The organism is Streptomyces sp. NPDC006476 (genome assembly GCF_040612015.1).
Classification (GTDB): Bacteria; Actinomycetota; Actinomycetes; order Streptomycetales; family Streptomycetaceae; genus Streptomyces; species Streptomyces griseorubiginosus_B.
On record NZ_JBEXPK010000020.1, the window covers coordinates 34820 to 53665 of the forward strand.

Here is an 18846-nt window from a genome sequence, read left to right on the forward strand (position 1 = left end):
GCGTGACGTTCCGTCGCGCCTGCCACGACGAGCACTTGGACGCCGTACCTTCATGTCTTGGTTTGAATCCCTCATCCTCGGGCTCGTCCAGGGGCTGACCGAGTTCCTTCCCGTCTCCTCCAGCGCGCATCTGCGGCTGACCGCCGCCTTCTCCGGCTGGAAGGACCCCGGTGCGGCCTTCACTGCGATCACCCAGATCGGCACCGAGGCGGCCGTGCTGATCTACTTCCGCCGGGACATCGGCCGGATCGTCTCCGCGTGGGCGCGCTCCCTGGTCAGCAAGAAGTGGCGGGGGGACCACGACGCGCAGATGGGCTGGCTGGTGATCGTCGGCTCGATCCCGATCGGCGTGCTCGGCCTGTTGTTCAAGGACCAGATCGAGGGACCGTTCCGGGACCTGCGGATCACCGCGACCATGCTGATCGCCATCGGCGTGGTCATAGGCGTCGCGGACCGGCTGGCGGCACGCGACGAGACCGGGGGCAGGCACCGGGCACCCAAGCAGCGCAAGACGCTGGAGAACCTGGGCGTGAAGGACGGGCTGATCTACGGCATCTGCCAGTCCATGGCCCTCGTCCCCGGCGTCTCCCGCTCCGGAGCGACGATCAGCGGCGGCCTGTTCATGGGGTACAAGCGCGAGGCCGCGGCGCGCTACTCCTTCCTCCTCGCGATACCGGCGGTGCTGGCCTCCGGGCTGTTCGAGGTCAAGGACGCGATGGAGAGCGACCATGTGTCGTGGGGGCCGACGCTGTTCGCGACGGTGATCGCGTTCGGCTCCGGATACGCCGTGATCGCATGGTTCATGAAGTTCATCTCGACCAAGAGCTTCATGCCGTTCGTCTGGTACCGGGTCGCCCTCGGGATAGTACTGTTTGCGCTGGTCAGCGCTGATGTCGTGAGTCCTCACGCTGGCGGGTCGGCGGGCTAGCACTGGGAGTTGGAGCAGGTTTCTGACGGGCATGTTGCGTGCAGTAACACGCCCTCTCTCGTAGATTCTCGTAGCGAGAAGCGGCAATTTGCAGCCCGTTTCTCCCACTCGTCTCCCAGCCTTCTTCGTATTGAATGAATGGAGCCGTCCTCCGGGCCGCTACTTGGGAGGTTGGTCTCGCGACCCGGAGGACGGCACCACCGAGCCAGCGGCCGGATGACCGGCCCCTGGCTGCTCTAGTCGGCCTACGTGGCCGCCACCCCCATCACGTACCACCAACATTCATTGGTGATTCCTCGGTTCACCCGATCGAGCGAACACCCGTTCGAATACGGACACTACTCGCCGCCCTGCGGCATATGCCAGTCCGCAGGGCTGCCATTGGGGGGTGGCAGTGGTGGTTCTGTGCGGAGCCGGTGTGGGGCTCCGCATGTTCTACGACGGCGGACGACCCGTCCGTCGCGCGGTTGCAGTCTTTTTTCGCGTGGCGACCGTTTGGGTACTGACTCAAGATCGTTAGGCACTGAGCGTGTGACGGGTGCCAGTCCGCCGCAACCCTCGACCCGACTGGGTCCTCGACCGCCGCCGAGCCCTCGGTCACCGGATTGCGGATCTACGGCGGCAAGCGGACCTCTCCCAAGAGCAGCTGGCACACCTCGCCGGCATGGAGCGTCGCAGCATCCAGCGGTATGAGAACGCCCAGCGCGATCCGCAATTCTCGGATCTGCTGCTGATCGCTCACGCCCTTCGGGTGCATGTCACTGACCTCCTCACCGGCTAGGCGACGGTTTTCCCAAACTGGACCTTGGTCCAGGTGTACGAGTTAAGCCCACGATCGTTGGTTAAGGAAGCGTGTCCCCTGAATATTCTTCAACGTTCCGCGCACACCCGGTGCGTTTCTGTAACCGCAGGTCAGGCGTAGGCCAAACGTTCCTGCGGGTAACCCAGCGATGCCGGACCGATCACCACTGAGTGCCGGCGTCATATCGCGCCGTGCTGCAGCCGCTCGTAGGCGTCGTCGAGGGCGTCGGTCCACGCCCGCCACAAGCGCTCGCCCTCGGTGCAGCGTTCCCGGTCGATGTCCCGGCACTGCGGGCAGCGTTCGACGTGGGCGGTACGGGCGCGTTGGAGGGCTTGCGGCGTGCTGAGCTGTCCGGCCGGCGGCGCGGGTGACTGCGGGCCGGGTTCTGGTGCGGGCTCGTTGTCTCTACGATCGTCCACGTCGACGCTCTCCTCGTCGGCCACGCCCCGGGCCGTGTCAGCGGCGCCGGGGTCCTTCCGTGAAATTGCAGGCTAGCCCGACTTGTATCGGCTTGTCGCGCGACGTAGCTATACGTAGCTCAAGATGCTGACGCGTGGGCCCCTGTCTAGCTTCTGGATCATGGCCGTAGATCCTGACGCTGAGATCGACCACGAGGGCCCGGTGACCCCGTACCGGCAGCTCGCCGCCATCCTCAAGGCGCGCATTGCCCGCGGCGACTGGGCGGAGGGTCGGCCGATCGCGTCCGAGACGCGGCTGGTGCAGGAGTACGGGATCGCCCGCACCACCGTGCGGCGCGCACTCGATGTCCTTGTCGAAGACGGCGTCGTGTGGAAAGTGCAGGGGCGCGGAACCTACGTGGGGCAGCCGCCCACGGAGTAGCCAGGCGGAAAACTCGTTCACCGTTTCCCCTTGGGAGCGGCACGCGCAGTAGTCGACGCTGGTCACATGAACGCGATCAACCTTGATGAGCGTAGGGATGAGGCTGTTGAGCCCGCCTACGACGGAGCCGTCTGCACCTGCGGGGAGGCCTGGTTCGTCCTCGACGGCGACAACACCGCACCCAACGGGGCGGTCTGCATGATGAAGGAAGGAGTCGTCACCGGCTACACCGGGCGCCCGCGCTGCATGTCCTGCGGGCACACGTACAACACGCCCTCCTCGTAGCCCACTGTCCGAGGCTCCGACTAGGCTTTGATCTATGCCCCCCACGTCGCCTGCGGATGGTCCCGCGCGCTCTGCCGCCGAGCTGAACGCAGCCATCCGGGCGCTGTTCCCGCACCGGGACGCACGGCTCACCGACGAGCAGCGGGAGACCTACCGGGAGCTGCTGGCGGAGCTGCGGCGCGTCGAGCAAGGCGACGTCACCACGGCGGCATGAAGAAACCCCGCCCACGATGGGGCGGGGTGGGTTGGCCCTTTTACTGAGGGGCCAGCTCTGCATTCGAGGCTACGGGATCCACCGGCACGACCACAGGTAGTCGAAGCCGTTCCAGAAGCCGTCGCGGATGTCACGCAGCAGGCGGTAGATCACGGTCGCCACTCCTCTCGGTAGCCGGGCCGGTCCTTGTAGGGCGACGCGAGCAGGCGCAGGGTCAGGCAGTTCGCCTCATTCGCCGTCGCGTCCCACTCTTGAGCGGTGGTACAGGCCAAGCAGCCTCGCTCCCGGTTCGGCCGGGCCTTTGGTACGGCTGGCTTGTGCTCCTCGATGATCCGCCGCTTGGCGTCGATCTCCCGCAGCACCCGCGCCGGGTCATGCTCTGCGATGTGGGTGGCGAAGCTCCGGAGCTTGGCCTCGATGTTCACGCCGCCGGAGTCATGCACCTGTCCCGCCAGGTCCGGCGGAGCCCACCACGTACCCCCAGCAGCCCGCGCAATCCGCTCGTCCTCGTCGAGCTGGGCGCGCAGCCACTCCACCAGGTCGTCCACGGCCCCTCCAAGTTGAAGCCCCGCCCGGCATCACTCGGGCGGGGCAGCGCGTGCAGCCAAGCAACGCGGATGTGATGGGGCAATGCTACGAGGTGCCGCCGACAACGCCGGGGCGTGACCGCTCCGGCCACTGGGCCAGCGTCTCGCCGGTCACCTCGTCGACGAGCGCCACCCGGGCGTCCGCCACCCCACTGCCGACCCAGTCGCGGAACTTGTCGCGGGCCGTCGACTCGCTCCCCCACCAGCCGGACATCACCGGGCGGCCAGCAGAGGCGAGAGTGACGTGGAAACGGTGCGGGTCAGTCACGGCAATCCTTGGGCCAGGTGGCGAGCGTCGTCTGCTCCAGTTCGTCGACCAGTGTCACCGTTGCGCCCGGCCAGCCGCGGTAGGCGTCGACGAATGCGGCGAAGCGCCGTCGGGCGGTGGCTTCGTCCGGCGACCAGCTGCTCGACGGCGGGCGCCCGGTGGCGGTCAGGAGGATGTGGTACCGCAGGCCGAGGGGAGGGTGGCGCGGCGGGCCATGTCGGCGAACGTGGCGTCGTCGAGGCATCGCACGGTGAGGCCGACGTCGGCGGCGGCGTCCTGGAGGATGCCGAGGGCTGCGGCAGTTGCGTCGTCCACGGCACCTCCCAGTTGCGGCCAGCCGGGGTGATCATAGAATCGAACGCGTGAGCGAACAACCCGGCCGGCTGGAGCAGCTGCGCTTCCTCGAACGCGTACAGGCCGCCGACCTCGACCGCACCCGACGGTGGATCGCCGACGAACAACGGCGCGAGACCGAGCGCCAGCGCGGCGCCGAACACCGACCACCGCGACCCGACTGGCTGCTCGAGGCCGGCCTCAACCGTGACGCGCCCGCCGTGTACGTGCATGCCGGTGGCTGCTGGAACGCCGGCAAACGCAGCCGCGGCGTCGCGCGCGACGTGGCGCTGCGGGCACTCGCCGACGGGGTTGCCGCATGCCCACACTGCCGGCCCGACACCGCGCTGGGGATCCTCGACTAGGCGCTGCGCGGCCTCCGACCGGCCGTCTTCTTCGTCGCGGACTTCTTGGCCGGCTGCTTCTTCGCCGCTTTCTTGGGGGCGGCCTTCTTCTTTGGCAGTTCGTGCACGTCGGCGTCCTCGCCGCGGGAGGCCTTGGCCTGCTGCACCGACTGCGTCAGAGCGGCCATGAGGTCGAGAACCTCGCCCGGCTGGTCGGGCTCCGGGGCTTCGGGGAGCGGTTTGTCTTCCCGCTTCGCCTCAATGATCTTCGCCATGGCCTCGGTGTAGGCGTCCTCAAACTCCGGACCCTCCAGGTCATCCCGGCTCATCGACTCCAGCAGAGCGAGCGCGCCCTCGATCTCCTCCTCCGACACCTTCTCGTGCGGCGGGTCGACGGCAGCCGGATCGCGGACCTCGTCCGGCCAGCGCATCGCATGCAGAACGATCGCGTCCTCGTGGACCCGCAGCAGGCCCAGGCGCTCCCGGCCGGACCACGCGTACTTGGCGATCGCCACCTTCGCCGACCTTCCCAGGGCCTCCCTGAGCAGCTTGTACGGCTTCGCCGCGACCTGCCCGTCCGGAACCAGGTAGTAGCCCTCCGCTATCCGGATCGGGTCGATCGACTCCAGCGGTACGAACGCCTGGATCTCGATGGCCTTCGCCGTCGGCAGCGGCAGCTCCCGCAGCTCCGCTTCCGAGATCGGGACGACCTGGTCCTTGGCGTACTCGTAGCCCTTGCCGATCTCCGCGTTCGAGACCTCGCGGTCCTCCAGCTCGCACACCTTCCGCACCCGCACCCGGCCCATGTCCTCCAGGTGGTACTGATGGAACTGGATCGAGTGGTTCTCGGTCGCACTCTGGACGTGGATAGGCACCGTGACCAGCCCAAAGCTGATGGCGCCGCTCCAAATGGTTCGGGGCATGGGGGACCTCCGCGTGTGCCCCGAGCAGGGCCAGCTTACGAGCCGAAACAAGAAGCGGCATATCGGGCAAATCGCTCGAATGGTGTGTGCATGGATGGGCACTCCGACCCGTGAACCCCTCACACGAACGGAGCCGCCAATGATCATCAAGAAGATGCACGACATGGGCATCCGCAGCGAACACGCCTACACGGCCGCCATGATCTCCATCGGCCTGTCCGTCCTCACCTGGGCAACCAGCCTCAAAGCCGAACCCGGCGCCCACGCCGACCTCGCCCGCGCCGACCGATGGGGCATCTACGTCGGCGAATGGGCCCCCACCTTCTTCGGCCTCGGCGTCGCCCTCTCCCACTACGAGCAGCAAGACGGCACCCTCACCGCCAGCGTGCATGAGCTGCGGGAGCAGAAGCAGGCGATGTGACACGCGCCGCCCGCCCCCAACGCCTGAGGGCGGGCACCACCGGTCGTCCCCCTCGCCAGCGGCGCCACTACCTCCTCGCATGACAGAATGCGCATCCCCCCACACCACACCTGACGCCACACCCCTGGGGGGACCGTGAAACTCGTCTGGCTACTCGCCGCCCTGCTCCTCACCGCACTCACCATCGGCGGCATCATGAGCGCCACCAAAGGCGGCGACGCGACGTCCATAGTCGGCGACATCGTCATCAGCGCGCTCCTCGGCGCCGGCGCGGTCGCCTGCTGGAAACGCACCAGCAGATGACAGAACAGCGCCCGCCCCTTCACGTTCAGGGGCGGGCGCTGTTGTGGATCAGTCAGGTGTGCTGCCGGCGGTCGGCGGCCAGAACGGCCGCCGTGGTCACGGCGAGCACAACCCAGCAGGCCCACATCACCCACAGCACCAGCCGGGGGCCGGCCGCGACGGTAGCGGCGATGACCGCGGGCAGGCTCACTGGTGTGGCGATGGCGAGGGCCTTGGCGGGTGTCTGCATCCGTTCTCCCTTCCTTGTGTGGAGCGGTGCTGTCCTGCGATCCTTGGGGAGCGGACCCCGGAGGTGATAACGCCATCTCCGGGGTCCTCGTCTCACTCCTTGCGGTGGCGGCCCCGGCGCTTAGGCTTCCGGATGGCCATCACAGCCGCGATGGCTGCGATCGTGTTGACCGCGAGGGTCGCTACGGCGACCGCGAGAGTGATCTCCCCACTATTCAGTTGTCTCACCTCCTCTCTGAGGAAGTGGCTTAAGCCTAACATGGTTGTGTAGCGTTCGCAACAGGTGTAGCGTAGAGGACATGGATAAGGTTCGAGTGACCCTCACCCACCCCGACGGCAGCACCACCACCCTCCCCGGCGGCCTCGCCCCCTACGCCGCACAGATCCTCACCGCCGCCGTCACCAACGACCGAGACACCCCCAAGCCGCCCCCGGGCGACAGCTTCGACGACCACCTCGAATCGATCGCCCAGCTATCCCGGTTCATCACGCACTTCGAAGCCGGACGAGAAGAGCAGATCGCCGCCGCCGACACCACCGGCGGCCCTCACGCCGACCGCAAGGCACTCGGCATCGCCGCCGGCATGCCCCGCTCCCGCCTCTACCGCATCCTCGAGCGCTTCGGGCGACCCACCAACCGCAAGCAGACCAGCGCATAGACACAAGAAGCCCGCCAGGACGGGGGGACCTGGCGGGCCTGATGCCAGTCTGGCACGCCCCCTGACAGGACGGCGGTGTTCCACGTACCGTGTCCGGGCGGCCCAGCTCGTTCGCAGCACCCCCTTCGGGGGCGTGGGGAGTAACCCCTCGGCGGGCCGGACCCACTTTGGGGAGGGGCCATGAGCGACACCGGCTGGGGCTGAGCCTCGGACAGCACAACGCCCCCGCAGCTTTCGGCTGCGGGAGCACTGTTGTGTTCAGGCCGCGGACCGTGACCGGCCCTCGAAGCGGCCATCCATCCGCCACAACGACCGAACCTCTTCCAGGAACTGCCCCTTCTCCTGACCCCTAGGAGGAGGCATCGCGCCGACTTCCACAAGTCGGCCAACGAGGCCGATCAAGATGGGCACTTCATCACCGCTCCAGTGCCAGTAGTCAGGCGCCGGAACGGTCGGCAACACCGCGCCAGCGCGCGTGACCACGTCCTTTAGCCGTCCCAGATGCCCGGCCCGGAGGTCCTTCACCAGAGCTGTCAGGACGCGGAGCGAAGTTCCGAGCGGAAGGTCGAGTTGACGGTCAAGATCGCGCGTGATGTCCGGACCGAATGCGGTGTCGAGGGCCTTCGGGTCCAGCTTGCTCAGCAGGTCGGCCATCGGATCGGTGAGCTGTCGATCCTTGGCCATCTCTCCCAGTGCGCGCGCAGCGTCGCGGTGCAACAGCTCCGGAAGTTCGAACCCGAAGTGCGCTGCCGCCATCGCGCTCAGGGTGACAGCGGCAACTGGTCTTCGACTATGGCCGTTCGGCGCCTTGAGGCCGACGAAGACGTCGCCTCCATGGGCCGCCAGGAAGGCGATAGCCTGCTGAGTCGTCGGTTCTTGAGATACCCAGCCTGCGAACTCTTCTGCCGAGTCGATCCCAGCGCGTTGGGCCAGGTCCGCCCATGGGGTCACAGCGACCAAGGCCCAAGGTACGAGCGTTAGATAGCGAGAGAGCTCCTCCCGGCTCTTCCACTCTCGCCCCACGGCGAGACTGATTGAAGCCTCCAGCTTTCCACTGAGATCCTCACGCGCCACACTGGTGAGCTTGATCCATGCGCCGCCGGTGGCGTTCCACAACTCATCACCCGCGGCCGCACGGGCAAGGTACAACTGGGCATTCTTGGAGAGGCGATTGTCGTCTCCGGGAGTCCTCTCTTCTTCCGGCTCGGACGCAAGCTGCCACGTCTCCTGGCATGCCTGCCATGCTCTGGCACTGACAGGGACCAGCGGCAGATCGCGCGGCGACATCGGGCCGCCAACGGCACTGCAGACGAGGTCGGCCACGCCGCGCCAGGTCTGAACTTCCGAGGCGAGGCGATCTGCTTCAACGCGACGAGTAAGCATCTGTCGCCCGACTCCCGGCACTATGGAGTTCAGTAGCTTCTCGCCGGCGAGGATCCTGCGGGTTATCTCCTCCTTCTCCACGGCCAGCAAATCCGCGACGGGTACGCCGTGCCGGAGCGCCATGGGGAACGGAGCAAGCCCCACCCCTCGAAGCTCACTGATCCACACGCCCACTCGGGGTGCAGGCTTGGCCATATGGCCAGCGAGTCGTTCCGCGACGGTCTTTGTGGTCTGCCCGATGTAGCGAACAGCTCCGTCACGCGGGTCGACAAGAGCGTAGATCGTTCCGGTTGCCGCATCGGTCACTTAGCGATCTCCCTGCGCTGCTCAGTCGATACGAGGGAAGCGCGCCCCGCAGAGAGTTCGGGGACGTACTTGTAGATGGTCATCCGAGAGACCCCGAGGAGCTTGGCAATCGAAGTGATCGACGCCTCGGGGTCGGCGAGCATCGCGCGAGCGTGGCGGATCTGCTCCTCCGTCATGGCTGGCGGCCGGCCGAGCCGTTTGCCGCGGGCTCGCGCTGCGGCGAGCCCTTCGTGGGTGCCTTGGACGATGAGCTCACGGATGAACTCGGCGAGGGCGGCGAAGACATGGAAGACGAGCCGGCCGCCAGGTGTGGTGGTGTCGAGGGACTCGTGCAGGGAGCGGAAGCCGACGCCTCGCTCACGGAGGCCAGCGACGATGGCGATGAGGTCTTGGATGGATCGGCCGAGGCGGTCGAGCGACGGGACGACGAGAGTGTCGCCCTCCCGCAAGTAGTCAAGGGCCTTCCAGAGTTCTTCGCGTTCGGTGGTCTTACCGGACTTCTTGTCGCTGAAGATCCGTTGGCAGCCGGCTGCTTCGAGGGAGGCGATCTGTCGGTCGAGGAGTTGACCCTTCGTACTAACGCGGGCGTAGCCGACGAGGGCGCCTCCTCCGCCGACGGGTGCAAGGAGGTCTGGGGAGTCGGATTCCATGACCCCATTGTCCAATAAAGGGTCATGTCAAGTACATGGACATTGAGACTTTCTGTACACGGTTTTTAGACAACTCACCATGCCGATATGCCCGTTTCGACCCGTGACTGTCCAACTAGCCATCAATCGATCGATTGTTGGACGGTGACGGGTCGTGACGCTCCGACAGGCACCGCCTAGGCGGGCACCCTTGCGATCACTACCTTAAGCCCCTTAAGGTCTCTTCATGGAGAAGTCCTACGGCATCGAAGCCGCACGCGCACAGCTCGGCGACATCGCCAATCACGTGCGGGACACCGGACAGATCATCGAACTCACCCGGCACGGCCGCACGGTTGCCGTCGTCGGGCCCGCCGAGGCGGTCAAGCCAGCTCAAGGGTTTGAGGTCATCTTCCTGCTTCCGGCGAACCGGGAGACCTTCGAGCGCCTCCCGGGCGTACCCCGCAAGGGCGACATCGTGCGACGCGAAAACGGCCAGGCCGAAGAGACCTGGATCGTGGAACAAGTCGAGTGGCGCATCGATGACGCCGACGCCGACACGATCGGAGAGGCCATGCTGTTCGTCTATCTCGCGCCAGGCGACGACTACACCAAGGCTTTGGTTGCCGGGTGGGAAAACGAGGCCAAGGCCAACCGCATCCGCAAGCGCCACACGAACAAGGAGAGTTGAGCATGCCGACCAAACCCAGTCGACAGGAGACCATCACGCAGGCCATCGACCGTCTGGCCGCTGGCGCAGCGCGCATCCCCGATGGCGTAACGGCGAAGGACCCCCTGGCCCTCGCGGAGCACCTGCAGGAAGCCAGTCAGGCGGGAGGATCCCGCGCCTTCGCCGCGTACAAGACTGCACAGCGCATCAACGAGGAGGGATGACGATGCTCGCCACCCCGGAGCGCACCCGCGACGACCACGGTCGAACGATTCAGCTCTCGCATCTCCTCGCCGACGGCCACCGGTGCGACGGCGAGTGCGACTTCCACCCCATCGCCTGCAGCAACGACGAAGGCATCGCCCTCCCGGCCGGAACGCGCGACGTGCCGGTCGCCCTGGACGAGCCCGGACAGCAGTGGTGCGGCGCCTGCCTCGTCATCGCCGCACAACGGGACTGGCAGCACACGGGACGGATTCGCTGCGCCGACTGCGGCGCGCTGGTCCGCACCGACAACGTAGCCAGCCTTCCGGCTCATCGCTGCGTCGAACGCCAGCCCGCCGAGAGGTGAGCGGTCCCCGCCTGTCGTTACCAGGCGGGGACCTCCCCGAACTGTAGCCGCACAACGAAGCCGCCCCCGCTCCCCCGCCGCCGTCAGGCAGCGAGAGGAACGGGGGCGGCGGCGTTCGGTTACGCCTCGTCGACCGGAGCCGGCGGCAGGTCGGGTTCGAGGAACGGGCTGATGCTCGGTGCCGGTACGGGCTGCGGGTCGATGCGGCCCAGGCGTTCCAGTGAGCCGGCGTCAGCAGCCGTGGTGTCGCGGCGCTGCGGGCGCTCTACAGGCGGCTCAGGCATGGGTCACACTCCAGTTCGATCGTGGGACTCCCGCTGAGCTTTCACCAGCAGGCGGGTCCGCTGCACCATCAGCCCGATCACCGCCACCAGCACCAGATCGCGGAAGCCGCGCAGAGCCATCAGCGCGCACGGATCGTCCTGCCAGATCGTGGCCAGGACCGTATAGAGGCACAACGCCCCTACGGCGGCGGCGAACCCGACGAGATTGCGGCCCACCTCGGACCGCCACCACGGCGCTCTCACGTGATAGACCACCACGAACACGGCGCACACCAGAGTGGCCAGCGCCGACATGACGACGTTCACCCACTCGTCGACGCCCAGGTGTCTCATTGCGCGGCTCCTCTGAATGCGGCCTCGATCCGCTCACGGAAATGGTTTTCCTCGCGGGCGCGACGGAGTTTCGCGGCGACCGCCGTGACGACGGGCTGCCGGGCTTCTGCCTGCTCGCGGGCTGCGATGGCCTGCTCCAGGGCGGCCTCGGACGGGCGCTGCTCGGTGCGGTCACGACCGTGTATGAGGCGACGGATCCATGCGGTCACCGCTGCTCACCCCCTCCTCGTCCGCGTGCCCCGGGTGGGGCAGTGCGGTGAGGATGTGGCCGCCGAGTCTCGCCATCTCCAGTAGCTCCCCGGTCTGTTCGTGCTCGACTTTGCGGGCCTTCTCGGACTCCAGGTAGGCGCTTCGCCAGTTGTCGCGGTCGGCGATGACATCCTCGTGGGTACGCCGGGGGATGAGCTTGCCCGTCAGGATGAGCAGGATGACGAGGGTGAGGAGCGCGCCCAGCCCGGCGTCGCTCGCGTTAATGCCGAAGACCTCACTCACCGCGCCCTCCCCCAGCCGTAACCCCTCCACCTAGTCAGATGCCCGCCGGGCCCGCCTTCACGGGACTGGACCGTTCGAGGGCGGTCTCGGGCACCGGCGCGGTGACCTTCTCCCGCAGCCACAGCGTGATGAGCGCGGCGATCGCGGCCATGACCTTGCTCTGGTGGTCGGCGGACCAGTCGAGGCCGAGGCCGACGCAGAGGGACATGACGGCCTGCGCGAACTGGACGAGCATCGCGGCCAGCGCGCCGTTCTTCAGCACGATCGCGGTGATGACGCCGACGGCCGCCGCGGAGACGGCGTTGATCGCGGTCTGCGTGCCGGCGGAGATGTCGACTCCGAACGCGGACAACGCCTGCAGGAGGGCGGCGATGAAGCCGAGGATGTAGACGGGCTCTCTGCCGAAGATCTTCATGGGGTTCTCGTTTCTGTGAGCTGAGGGGTGACTATTCGGCGAGCCGGGCGGCGAGCTTCTCGGCGACCTTCTCCGCGATGGCGTCGGTCAGGCCCGGCGCGGCGGCGACCTTCGCGGCGAGCGCATCCAGGTCGACACCGCCCGTCGAGAGGGCGTCCACGGCGGCCTTGACGTGCGCGACGTCCGCGGCCACGCCGCCGACCGCCTGCTGCCCCTTCCGGACGCCCTCCACCGCGGTCTGCAGCGAGTAACCGGGCGTCCAGGTGGTGTTGTTGAGGGTCTTCCCGTCAGCCTTGTAGTAGTCGTCGTTGTTGACGGGCGGCCGTGCGGCGGGGATGCTGTCCGCCGCCCAGACCGCTGCAGCGATCTTCTTGATGTCGGCGTCAGTGAGCGCCACGTCGTCCTCCTGAAGGGGGCCTGCGTCGAGGGTGGCCTTCACGTCGGCGCGCACCGCCGGCATGGCCATGATCTTGCCGGGGGCGTAGCCCGGGTCCCACTTGTCCGACGACCACTCGCCGTGCGCGATGACGGACTTCTCCGTCCAGCCGTGGAAGTCGAGGATCGCCGCGGACAACCGGCGGGCCGCGGCGTACTGGGCCGCGGCCATTTGGTGGCTGCCCGAGTACTGGATCTCGACGCCGTAGAAGTGGGCGTTGCCGTCCACGCCGTTGGCGTTGCCGAGCGTCGGATGCAGCTGGCCGGTGTAGTCCTCGTTGATGACGTGCTGCAGCACGGCCGGGTCGCCGCCGCCGGCGTGGTTGGCGCGGCCCCAGCCGACGAGGTAGACGGTGCCATCGAGGCCGATCGAGAAGTGGCAGAGCGGGCCCGGCAGACCGCTGATGCCGTTGTAGAGGGTGCTGCCCGCATACGTCTTGGCGTCGGAAACGTCGGCGCCGGTGTGATGCCAGATGAAGCCGTTCACCGGTCCCCACGCGCCGTGGCCTTCACGGTTGTGGGTGGCCCATCCGGGGATCTCGACGTACTTGAGACCCCACTTCTTGAGCTGCAGGACCACTTGGGTGGCCGTCATCGGAGTTGCCATGGTCAGCCCCTGTTCGGAGTGGCGTTGTTCTCTCGCGCCCACTCCTGCATCAGTTCGTCCGCCTGCCGGGTGAGAGCAGCCGCCTGAACCAGTCGAGGATCGACTGCAGGAACTGGAGAAGGAGTGGGCCGCGGAGGAGGGGAAGGAACAGGTGCCGGCTGGGGCTTCGGGATGGGGTTCGGGTCGCCGGTCAGGGCGGCGAGTGCCTGGCCGAGGCCGTAGAGGTCCAGTCCGGTGGGGCTCTGGCCCTTCGCGTTGAGCCAGTCCGGGGTGATGATGATCCAGCCCTCGCCGACGTACTTCCGGCGGAAGGCTTCGGTCATGGCCTGGACGGCGCCCCACGTGACGCCCTTGTACAGGCCGTTGCCGTAGCCGAAGAAGGGCACGCAGTGGCCGCCGAGGTTCCGCGAGCCGCGCACGACGTCCCAGATCTCGTGTGCGTTGAACTGGTCCATTGCGGACTGCGGCAGTCGGATGCCGGTGATGACGGCGTCGAACAGGTCGATCGCCAGCTTCACTTCGGCCGGGTTGGAGATGTCGACCTCGGCGAACGCGAGGATCTCGTGGCCACCGAAATCGTTCTTGCGCCAGTACTGCAACATGTCCTGCAGGTTCACGCCGACGTCCGTGGACGGGTCGCCGGGCACGTAGCCGCTGATCGCCGAGTAGAAGCCGAGGACAGTGTCCTCCGTGACGGTGACGGTCTTGCCCTGGCCGTAGGTGGTGAGCGACTGGACGACGTGGCCGCAGCCTGCGGGGCCGCAGTCGCCGCAGACGTCGTTGCCGTACATCGGAAAGTCAATGCCGGACTCGTAGTCGACCGCGGCCGGCGGCTGTTGCACTGCCGGGGCGGGCGTCTCGCCGGTGAGGAAGTCCCGCAGGCGAAGGCGCGGGCGGCCGGGCTCGGGCGGCAGAATCCCGGGCCGGAAGGTGATGTTGCGGGTCAAGTGCCCTCCCGGGGCGTGCGAGAGCACCCGGGTGGGGCCGGGGCGCGGGGTGTTGGGGTCAGGGCTGGATGAACGTCGAGGTGACGCGCAGGTTGCGGCCGTTGATGATGCCGCCGGTGGTGGTGGATCCGCTGGCGTTGGTGGACCACGACCGGATGGAGATGACGCCAGCAGCAGTGATGGCGCATTCGCCGTTGCCGAAACCGTCGCCTACGCAGGCGTAGATGGTGTCTGGTGGCCGCCAGCCGGCGGGCAGGGTGCCGATAGTGGTGTCGGGGATGGAGCCGACCTTGTCGGAGAAAATATTGGAGCCGGTGCGCGCGCAGGCGAAGTTGATGGTGGTGACAGGGCCTGCCTTCCAGCCCTCCCAGTTGATCATTGTGAAGCCGCTGGCGGCAGTCGCACCCGACGTGGTCGTGGTCACGGGCTGCGGCGGCACCACCCACGCCGAGCCGTCGTACACCTCGAGGCGTTTCACGTCCCGCAGCCACGTCGCCATGCCCTCCACGGGGGCTTGCGAGCCGACGAGGGTGGCGCCGCGCTCCGAGGCGGACGCGAAACGCATCACACTGCGGGGGGCGAGAGCGTTGGCGATGTCCTTGGCGAGCTTGCTCGCGTCGGGGGCGTCGGTGAGCGCGGCAATGTTGACGCCCTGCCCGTAGTCGTCCGTGGTAGGCACGACGTCTCCTCAAAGGTCGTAGTGGCAGCCGTCGAGGGCGAACCAGTCGGTCTGCGACGGTGAAGCGGATCCGAAGACGTTCATGACGCCGCTGGTGGCCATCTCCAGGACCGCGACGCCCTTGGTGTCGGTGCTGTAGTTGCGGCGCCCCAGGAAGGTGCGGGCCACGCTCGGACGTGCCGCCGCCGGAAGTGCGCTGCTCCACGCGGTCTGCGCGGTCACCGACGACGTGCAGTCGACACTGCCGCGCAGCTCGACCCGCGTGCCGCCGTAGGCGGTGAGGATGCGGTACTGGGCCGGCCCGAACACGGTGTGGGTGCTGGTGAACCCGGAGGCAAGAGGGATGGCCGTCCACGCCCCGACCGGGTCGCCGGCACCGGCGGTGCGACCCCAGGCGAGGAGGCTGCCGCTACTGGACTGGGAGACGGCGATGACGTCGCCGACCAAGGGCGCCTGGTAGGTGTCCATGCGGCGCCACTTCAGACCGTCGGCGGTCACGGTGCCGTCGGTGCCGACGGCGGTGACAATGGCGGTGCGCCAGTCGGCTCCGCGGACTTTCGCGGACTGCTCCCCTACCCGCTTCGCCCGCTGCGCGACAGCCCAGGCGAGGTCACGGGCGGACGCATGGGGCGACTTCGTCACGCGTCCTCCTTCGCGGAGATCGTCGTGATCGGGAACTCTCCGCCCACGTCGAGCGGCACGGAGAAGGAGGCGGCCTGGTGGAGTTCGCGGCTGCCGTCCTCGTGCGTCACCCGCAGGACGTCGCCCGGCTCCAGTGCCGGATTCGGCAGGCTGCTGATGTCCCCGGACGCGTTCGGTGCCTTCATCTGCGCCAGCCGCAAGCCAGCGGCCAGCTGGCAGGCGCCAGTTGAGATCAGCGTCGACGACGAGTAGAAGTCGGGACGGCGGCCGAACGGCCCGTACCAGTACGTCGGCGAGTTGGGGTCGCTGTCGATGGCCAGCGCCGATACGGGCGGCACATTGTCGGAGGTGTTCTCCCCGGAGGCGAGGACACCGTTCTTGACGCCGTCGGCGGACATGCCGCGGGTGGCTGTGATGTAGACGCCGCCCTCGACAGCTTCGATCGCCCACACCGGCGGTGTGGTGGTCAGGTCGGGCAGGACGGCGATGACGAAGACGCCGTCAGCGTTGCAGTACACCTCTGCGCCGGCCGCGGCGGCGATCTCCTGGCAGGCCGCCCACGGGTCGGCCTGCAGGTCGTAGGCGCGTGACCCGATCGGGGCGTCCGTGATGAGGGAGAGGACGTCGGCGGTGGGCAGGCTGCGCTGGACGAGCGCGGTGATGGCGCCGACGACGGTGCCGGTGGCCGTGTAGGGGGTGGTGAACTTGTCGTCGGCGAGGCAGATCGACAGGTCTTTGCCGGTCAGGGTGACCGGTCCTTGGGTGACGTCTCCGTCGACCGAGTCGAGGCGGAACACGCCCAGCGGCACCAGCTCGCTGGATCCGTCGCCGTAGTCGACTCCGCGGCTGATGCGCAGCCGGGCCCCGTAGGTGGCGAGTTCATCTGCTGCGGTGCGAGGGATGAGGGACGGGTCAGCGGTGGTGACCGAGCAGGTGCGGCGGGTGGCCTGGCCGCGGTCGACGGTCACGCTGCCGCCGGTGTGCTCGACGTCCACGACCCGGCCGTCGGTCAGGAACAGCTGCACCCGCGTGATAGGGGTGTGGCTCTCGGCTAGCCGGGCCAGGAACCGTTCCGATACGGGATACACGCTCACCCCCGCCGGTCGAGGAGCACGTCCTCCCAGGTGGCATACGTGCCCAGGACGTCCTGCCAGGTGTCGAACTCGGTGAGCACGTCCTGCCAGGTGCGGCCTGCCGCACCGTTGACGCCTGCCTGAACGGGCATGTCGGCCTGGGTGAGGGGCAGCGTCCAGGTCCGCCAGGTTTCCTGAGCGAGGGTGCTGATGCGGGTCTCGTTGGCCTGGGCGACGTTGACGTACATGTCGTCGACGCCCATGCCGGGTGCGGCCTGCCACAGCAGTACGTTGCCGGAGTCCAGGAGCAGGTGGAGGGCGGCGCGTTCGTCGTCCGAGCGAGTGACCACGTTCAGGTCGCCTTCGAGGCCCTGCCGTTTCCCGGAGAGGACCACCTTGTTGCGGCGCCCGCGGACCACGAATGTCGACTGGTCGACAGGCCGCTGCCAGTCCGGCGCCTTGGCCACCATCACCCGCATGTTGCGCTGCGGGTTCGACGGGTCCTTCAGCCAGGCCAGGTTGATGTCGTCGAGGGTGACGGTCACCTGGCTGCTGGTGCGGGTGCTGCCGGTGAGAGAGCCGGGCGGGTACTGGGTGATCACGTAGTAGACCGGCGTATTCAGCGGCGCCTCATGATCCTCGATGATCATCAGGTCTGAGGTGATGACCTGATGGTCGATGAGGCCGTCCTCGCCGCGCACCAGCGTGCGGGAGCCGTCCTGCTGCACCCGCCACACCGACAGTTCGTCGTCGAGGACCAGTTCCCGCAGGGTGAGCCGGATGTAGCCGCCGTCGTCGACGGCTTCGACCGTGGTCTGCGGCAGCACCTGCCACAGCACGATCTGGTCGACGTGCAGGACGCTCGCCGTGGCCGACGCTGTCACCACCAGCTCGACCGCCGCCTTGGTGGCGTTCGCCGGGGCGACCGCATCCGACGACAGCACATACCAGGCCGTCCCCGGCAGCGACCAAGCATTGCCCGTGGACGTGCCCAGATCAGTGCTGGCGGCGTCGTACCAGTGCACCCGCACCAGCGCGCTCGACCAGGAGCCGGCCGCCGGATGGGCGAGAACCTGGGCCCGCCAGTTCACCCCGGCAACAACCGGGAACTTCGCCGAGCGGAGGGTGGATGCGGTCGCCGTCGCCGAGGTTATCGCCAGGGCGTAGGAGCCGTCGAAGTAGCTGGCGCCCCACGGGGTCGTGCGGGCCAGCGTCGCCACTCCGGACGGCACCGTCCATCCGGCGACGCCCTGCTCGAACGACGAGTCCGCATACGGCAGCACCGAACCGGCCTGCAACTGCGGGGCAACCGTCACCACGACGGTTTCCAGGCGCAGCACCTGCCCGGCCGACGCCGAATCCAGCCCGGCCGCCACACTGCACGTCGCCGCGTTCGCTGGGGCGACCATGGAGGCCCGCTGCCGGTACATGCCGGTTGTCGCCGGAGGCGCCAGCGTGGAGCGCTGCGCCCCCACCTGGTTGCCGTTGATGTCGAAAAACCGCAGCTCGATCCATGCCTGCGAGGTGAGGACCGGCGGCTGCAGGTAGGCGTAGGCCAGGTATTCGGTGCCGGGCGTCACCGTCGGCCGGTCCACGGCCAGCACCGAGGCGTTGCCCGCGGCGACCGCCGTCATGGCCAGAACCTGGCCGCCGCCCAGATAGTTGTCGACGGCCCACGAGATGACCGGCACCTGCCGGGACACGGTCGCGTTGACGACCGCCGCCCACGATGTGGCGTCGACCTCCGAGCTTTCCGTGTTGAACGGCAGGAGATTCCCGAGCGTCGTCTTCGGCAGGCCGAGGTAGACGTTCTCCCAGAAGTGGGAGACATTCGCCGCGGTCTCCGTCGACGACAGCAGCACCTGGGCCTGCGAAGCACCAGCCGGAGCGGCGCCTGCCACGCTGACGCGATGCCAGCCCGTCGAGGAGGCCATCGTCGTCAGTGACCAGGTGACGGCCAGCTCGGTGCCCGAGGTGTTGAGCCAGCGAATCCCGATCCGTTCCGGGACTTGCCCGGCCGTGTCGGAGAACGCGTAATACACGACGCCTGCTGTGACCGGGTAGGAGGAGACGGTGCGGGCTTGGATCTCGCCCGCTGCCACGCTCTTGACGGCGAGGCACCCGTCTCCGTTCCGCCCTCCGGTCCCTTTGCTGATCGTGCAGTTGAGCTTGCTCGTCCAGCCAGAGGTGTTCGGGTCGACCGACTCGGTCGTGGCGGAGAGGAAGTTCCCGGGAATCGACAAGG

Annotated in this window: 31 protein-coding genes; 12 read left to right on the top strand and 19 right to left on the bottom strand. The window is 67.8% G+C overall.

From position 1 onward, the window contains the following. Positions 1-52: 52 nt before the first annotated feature. Together ABZZ74_RS23060 and ABZZ74_RS23065 are read left to right on the top strand one after the other, a co-directional pair. Complete coding sequence (locus ABZZ74_RS23060) at positions 53-928, top strand: undecaprenyl-diphosphate phosphatase (RefSeq protein ID WP_356767735.1); 876 nt, start codon at positions 53-55, stop codon at positions 926-928. 538 nt (positions 929-1466) lie between these two features. Then, the gene (locus tag ABZZ74_RS23065; protein ID WP_356767737.1) at positions 1467-1709 is read left to right on the top strand and encodes a helix-turn-helix transcriptional regulator; all 243 of its coding nucleotides are present in this window, start codon (positions 1467-1469) and stop codon (positions 1707-1709) included. A gap of 200 nt (positions 1710-1909) precedes the next feature. Here ABZZ74_RS23065 and ABZZ74_RS23070 read toward each other — a convergent pair whose 3' ends face one another. Beyond that, a complete protein-coding gene (locus ABZZ74_RS23070) occupies positions 1910-2149 on the bottom strand; it encodes a hypothetical protein (protein ID WP_356767739.1) in 240 nt (79 codons plus the stop codon). A 160-nt stretch (positions 2150-2309) separates the two neighbouring features. Between ABZZ74_RS23070 and ABZZ74_RS23075 the strand changes: the two genes are divergently transcribed. The 3 genes from ABZZ74_RS23075 to ABZZ74_RS23085 all read left to right on the top strand — a co-directional run bounded on the left by ABZZ74_RS23075 (position 2310) and on the right by ABZZ74_RS23085 (position 3069). After that, on the top strand, positions 2310-2570 hold the full coding sequence (locus ABZZ74_RS23075; RefSeq protein WP_356767741.1) for a GntR family transcriptional regulator: 261 nt from the start codon (positions 2310-2312) through the stop codon (positions 2568-2570). 66 nt (positions 2571-2636) lie between these two features. Beyond that, positions 2637-2855 (top strand): hypothetical protein, encoded by a 219-nt coding sequence (locus ABZZ74_RS23080; protein ID WP_356767743.1) that lies wholly within the window; start codon positions 2637-2639, stop codon positions 2853-2855. Between the two features lie 34 nt (positions 2856-2889). After that, complete coding sequence (locus tag ABZZ74_RS23085) at positions 2890-3069, top strand: hypothetical protein (RefSeq protein ID WP_356767745.1); 180 nt, start codon at positions 2890-2892, stop codon at positions 3067-3069. Between the two features lie 149 nt (positions 3070-3218). Here the strand turns inward: ABZZ74_RS23085 and ABZZ74_RS23090 are convergent, their stop codons facing one another. The 3 genes from ABZZ74_RS23090 to ABZZ74_RS23100 all read right to left on the bottom strand — a co-directional run bounded on the left by ABZZ74_RS23090 (position 3219) and on the right by ABZZ74_RS23100 (position 4239). Then, a complete protein-coding gene (locus ABZZ74_RS23090; protein WP_356767747.1) occupies positions 3219-3617 on the bottom strand; it encodes a DUF6221 family protein in 399 nt (132 codons plus the stop codon). 85 nt (positions 3618-3702) lie between these two features. Next, positions 3703-3924: a hypothetical protein gene (locus ABZZ74_RS23095; RefSeq protein ID WP_356767749.1), complete on the bottom strand. Its 222-nt coding sequence runs from the start codon at positions 3922-3924 to the stop codon at positions 3703-3705. Between the two features lie 165 nt (positions 3925-4089). Further along, complete coding sequence (locus ABZZ74_RS23100; protein ID WP_356767751.1) at positions 4090-4239, bottom strand: hypothetical protein; 150 nt, start codon at positions 4237-4239, stop codon at positions 4090-4092. Between the two features lie 47 nt (positions 4240-4286). On the opposite strand from ABZZ74_RS23100, the gene ABZZ74_RS23105 reads away from it, so the two are divergent. Next, complete coding sequence (locus tag ABZZ74_RS23105; protein ID WP_356767753.1) at positions 4287-4622, top strand: DUF6233 domain-containing protein; 336 nt, start codon at positions 4287-4289, stop codon at positions 4620-4622. Here ABZZ74_RS23105 and ABZZ74_RS23110 read toward each other — a convergent pair. Then, positions 4619-5524 carry a Ku protein gene (locus ABZZ74_RS23110; protein WP_356767755.1) on the bottom strand — a complete coding sequence of 302 codons (906 nt, stop codon included), beginning with the start codon at positions 5522-5524 and terminating at the stop codon, positions 4619-4621. The genes ABZZ74_RS23105 and ABZZ74_RS23110 overlap by 4 nt on opposite strands. 139 nt (positions 5525-5663) lie before the next feature. On the opposite strand from ABZZ74_RS23110, the gene ABZZ74_RS23115 reads away from it, so the two are divergent. Next, complete coding sequence (locus tag ABZZ74_RS23115; protein WP_356767757.1) at positions 5664-5945, top strand: hypothetical protein; 282 nt, start codon at positions 5664-5666, stop codon at positions 5943-5945. Between the two features lie 135 nt (positions 5946-6080). Beyond that, positions 6081-6248, top strand: a complete 168-nt coding sequence (locus ABZZ74_RS23120; RefSeq protein WP_356767759.1) for a hypothetical protein — start codon at positions 6081-6083, stop codon at positions 6246-6248. 52 nt (positions 6249-6300) lie between these two features. Here ABZZ74_RS23120 and ABZZ74_RS23125 read toward each other — a convergent pair whose 3' ends face one another. Next, positions 6301-6477, bottom strand: coding sequence for a hypothetical protein (locus tag ABZZ74_RS23125; protein ID WP_356767761.1), 177 nt, complete (start codon positions 6475-6477; stop codon positions 6301-6303). Positions 6478-6775: 298 nt separating this feature from the next. On the opposite strand from ABZZ74_RS23125, the gene ABZZ74_RS23130 reads away from it, so the two are divergent. Then, a complete protein-coding gene (locus ABZZ74_RS23130; RefSeq protein ID WP_356767763.1) occupies positions 6776-7135 on the top strand; it encodes a hypothetical protein in 360 nt (119 codons plus the stop codon). Between the two features lie 258 nt (positions 7136-7393). On the opposite strand, the gene ABZZ74_RS23135 is transcribed toward ABZZ74_RS23130, so the two are convergent. Continuing rightward, positions 7394-8824: a hypothetical protein gene (locus ABZZ74_RS23135; RefSeq protein ID WP_356767765.1), complete on the bottom strand. Its 1431-nt coding sequence runs from the start codon at positions 8822-8824 to the stop codon at positions 7394-7396. Next, the gene (locus ABZZ74_RS23140; protein ID WP_356767767.1) at positions 8821-9474 is read right to left on the bottom strand and encodes a recombinase family protein; all 654 of its coding nucleotides are present in this window, start codon (positions 9472-9474) and stop codon (positions 8821-8823) included. The genes ABZZ74_RS23135 and ABZZ74_RS23140 overlap by 4 nt, the downstream gene beginning before the upstream one ends. Positions 9475-9700: 226 nt before the next feature. Here ABZZ74_RS23140 and ABZZ74_RS23145 point away from each other — a divergent pair, with 226 nt between their 5' ends. The 3 genes from ABZZ74_RS23145 to ABZZ74_RS23155 are packed head-to-tail and all read left to right on the top strand — an operon-like array spanning position 9701 to position 10694. Beyond that, the gene (locus ABZZ74_RS23145) at positions 9701-10144 is read left to right on the top strand and encodes a type II toxin-antitoxin system prevent-host-death family antitoxin (protein WP_356767769.1); all 444 of its coding nucleotides are present in this window, start codon (positions 9701-9703) and stop codon (positions 10142-10144) included. Positions 10145-10146: 2 nt separating this feature from the next. Continuing rightward, positions 10147-10347 carry a hypothetical protein gene (locus ABZZ74_RS23150; protein WP_356767771.1) on the top strand — a complete coding sequence of 67 codons (201 nt, stop codon included), beginning with the start codon at positions 10147-10149 and terminating at the stop codon, positions 10345-10347. Next, the gene (locus ABZZ74_RS23155; RefSeq protein ID WP_356767773.1) at positions 10344-10694 is read left to right on the top strand and encodes a hypothetical protein; all 351 of its coding nucleotides are present in this window, start codon (positions 10344-10346) and stop codon (positions 10692-10694) included. The genes ABZZ74_RS23150 and ABZZ74_RS23155 overlap by 4 nt, the downstream gene beginning before the upstream one ends. A gap of 119 nt (positions 10695-10813) precedes the next feature. Here the strand turns inward: ABZZ74_RS23155 and ABZZ74_RS23160 are convergent, their stop codons facing one another. The 11 genes from ABZZ74_RS23160 to ABZZ74_RS23210 all read right to left on the bottom strand — a co-directional run bounded on the left by ABZZ74_RS23160 (position 10814) and on the right by ABZZ74_RS23210 (position 18844). Then, complete coding sequence (locus ABZZ74_RS23160; RefSeq protein WP_356767775.1) at positions 10814-10978, bottom strand: hypothetical protein; 165 nt, start codon at positions 10976-10978, stop codon at positions 10814-10816. Between the two features lie 3 nt (positions 10979-10981). After that, entirely contained in the window at positions 10982-11311 is a 330-nt protein-coding gene (locus tag ABZZ74_RS23165; RefSeq protein WP_356767777.1) for a hypothetical protein, read from the bottom strand. Further along, positions 11308-11520, bottom strand: coding sequence for a hypothetical protein (locus tag ABZZ74_RS23170; RefSeq protein WP_356767779.1), 213 nt, complete (start codon positions 11518-11520; stop codon positions 11308-11310). Before ABZZ74_RS23170 ends, ABZZ74_RS23165 begins: the two co-directional genes overlap by 4 nt. Continuing rightward, positions 11483-11803, bottom strand: a complete 321-nt coding sequence (locus ABZZ74_RS23175; protein ID WP_356767781.1) for a hypothetical protein — start codon at positions 11801-11803, stop codon at positions 11483-11485. The genes ABZZ74_RS23170 and ABZZ74_RS23175 overlap by 38 nt, the downstream gene beginning before the upstream one ends. Positions 11804-11837: 34 nt before the next feature. Then, positions 11838-12218: a hypothetical protein gene (locus tag ABZZ74_RS23180; RefSeq protein ID WP_356767783.1), complete on the bottom strand. Its 381-nt coding sequence runs from the start codon at positions 12216-12218 to the stop codon at positions 11838-11840. Between the two features lie 31 nt (positions 12219-12249). Then, a complete protein-coding gene (locus tag ABZZ74_RS23185) occupies positions 12250-13248 on the bottom strand; it encodes an N-acetylmuramoyl-L-alanine amidase (RefSeq protein ID WP_356767785.1) in 999 nt (332 codons plus the stop codon). Between the two features lie 14 nt (positions 13249-13262). Continuing rightward, positions 13263-14207: a hypothetical protein gene (locus ABZZ74_RS23190; RefSeq protein ID WP_356767787.1), complete on the bottom strand. Its 945-nt coding sequence runs from the start codon at positions 14205-14207 to the stop codon at positions 13263-13265. Positions 14208-14265: 58 nt separating this feature from the next. Continuing rightward, the gene (locus ABZZ74_RS23195) at positions 14266-14886 is read right to left on the bottom strand and encodes a hypothetical protein (protein ID WP_356767789.1); all 621 of its coding nucleotides are present in this window, start codon (positions 14884-14886) and stop codon (positions 14266-14268) included. Positions 14887-14895: 9 nt separating this feature from the next. Further along, entirely contained in the window at positions 14896-15528 is a 633-nt protein-coding gene (locus ABZZ74_RS23200; protein ID WP_356767791.1) for a hypothetical protein, read from the bottom strand. Continuing rightward, positions 15525-16553: a DUF5047 domain-containing protein gene (locus ABZZ74_RS23205; protein WP_356767793.1), complete on the bottom strand. Its 1029-nt coding sequence runs from the start codon at positions 16551-16553 to the stop codon at positions 15525-15527. Before ABZZ74_RS23205 ends, ABZZ74_RS23200 begins: the two co-directional genes overlap by 4 nt. Before the next feature lie 65 nt (positions 16554-16618). Further along, entirely contained in the window at positions 16619-18844 is a 2226-nt protein-coding gene (locus tag ABZZ74_RS23210; RefSeq protein WP_356767795.1) for a hypothetical protein, read from the bottom strand. Between the last annotated feature and the right edge of the window lie 2 nt (positions 18845-18846).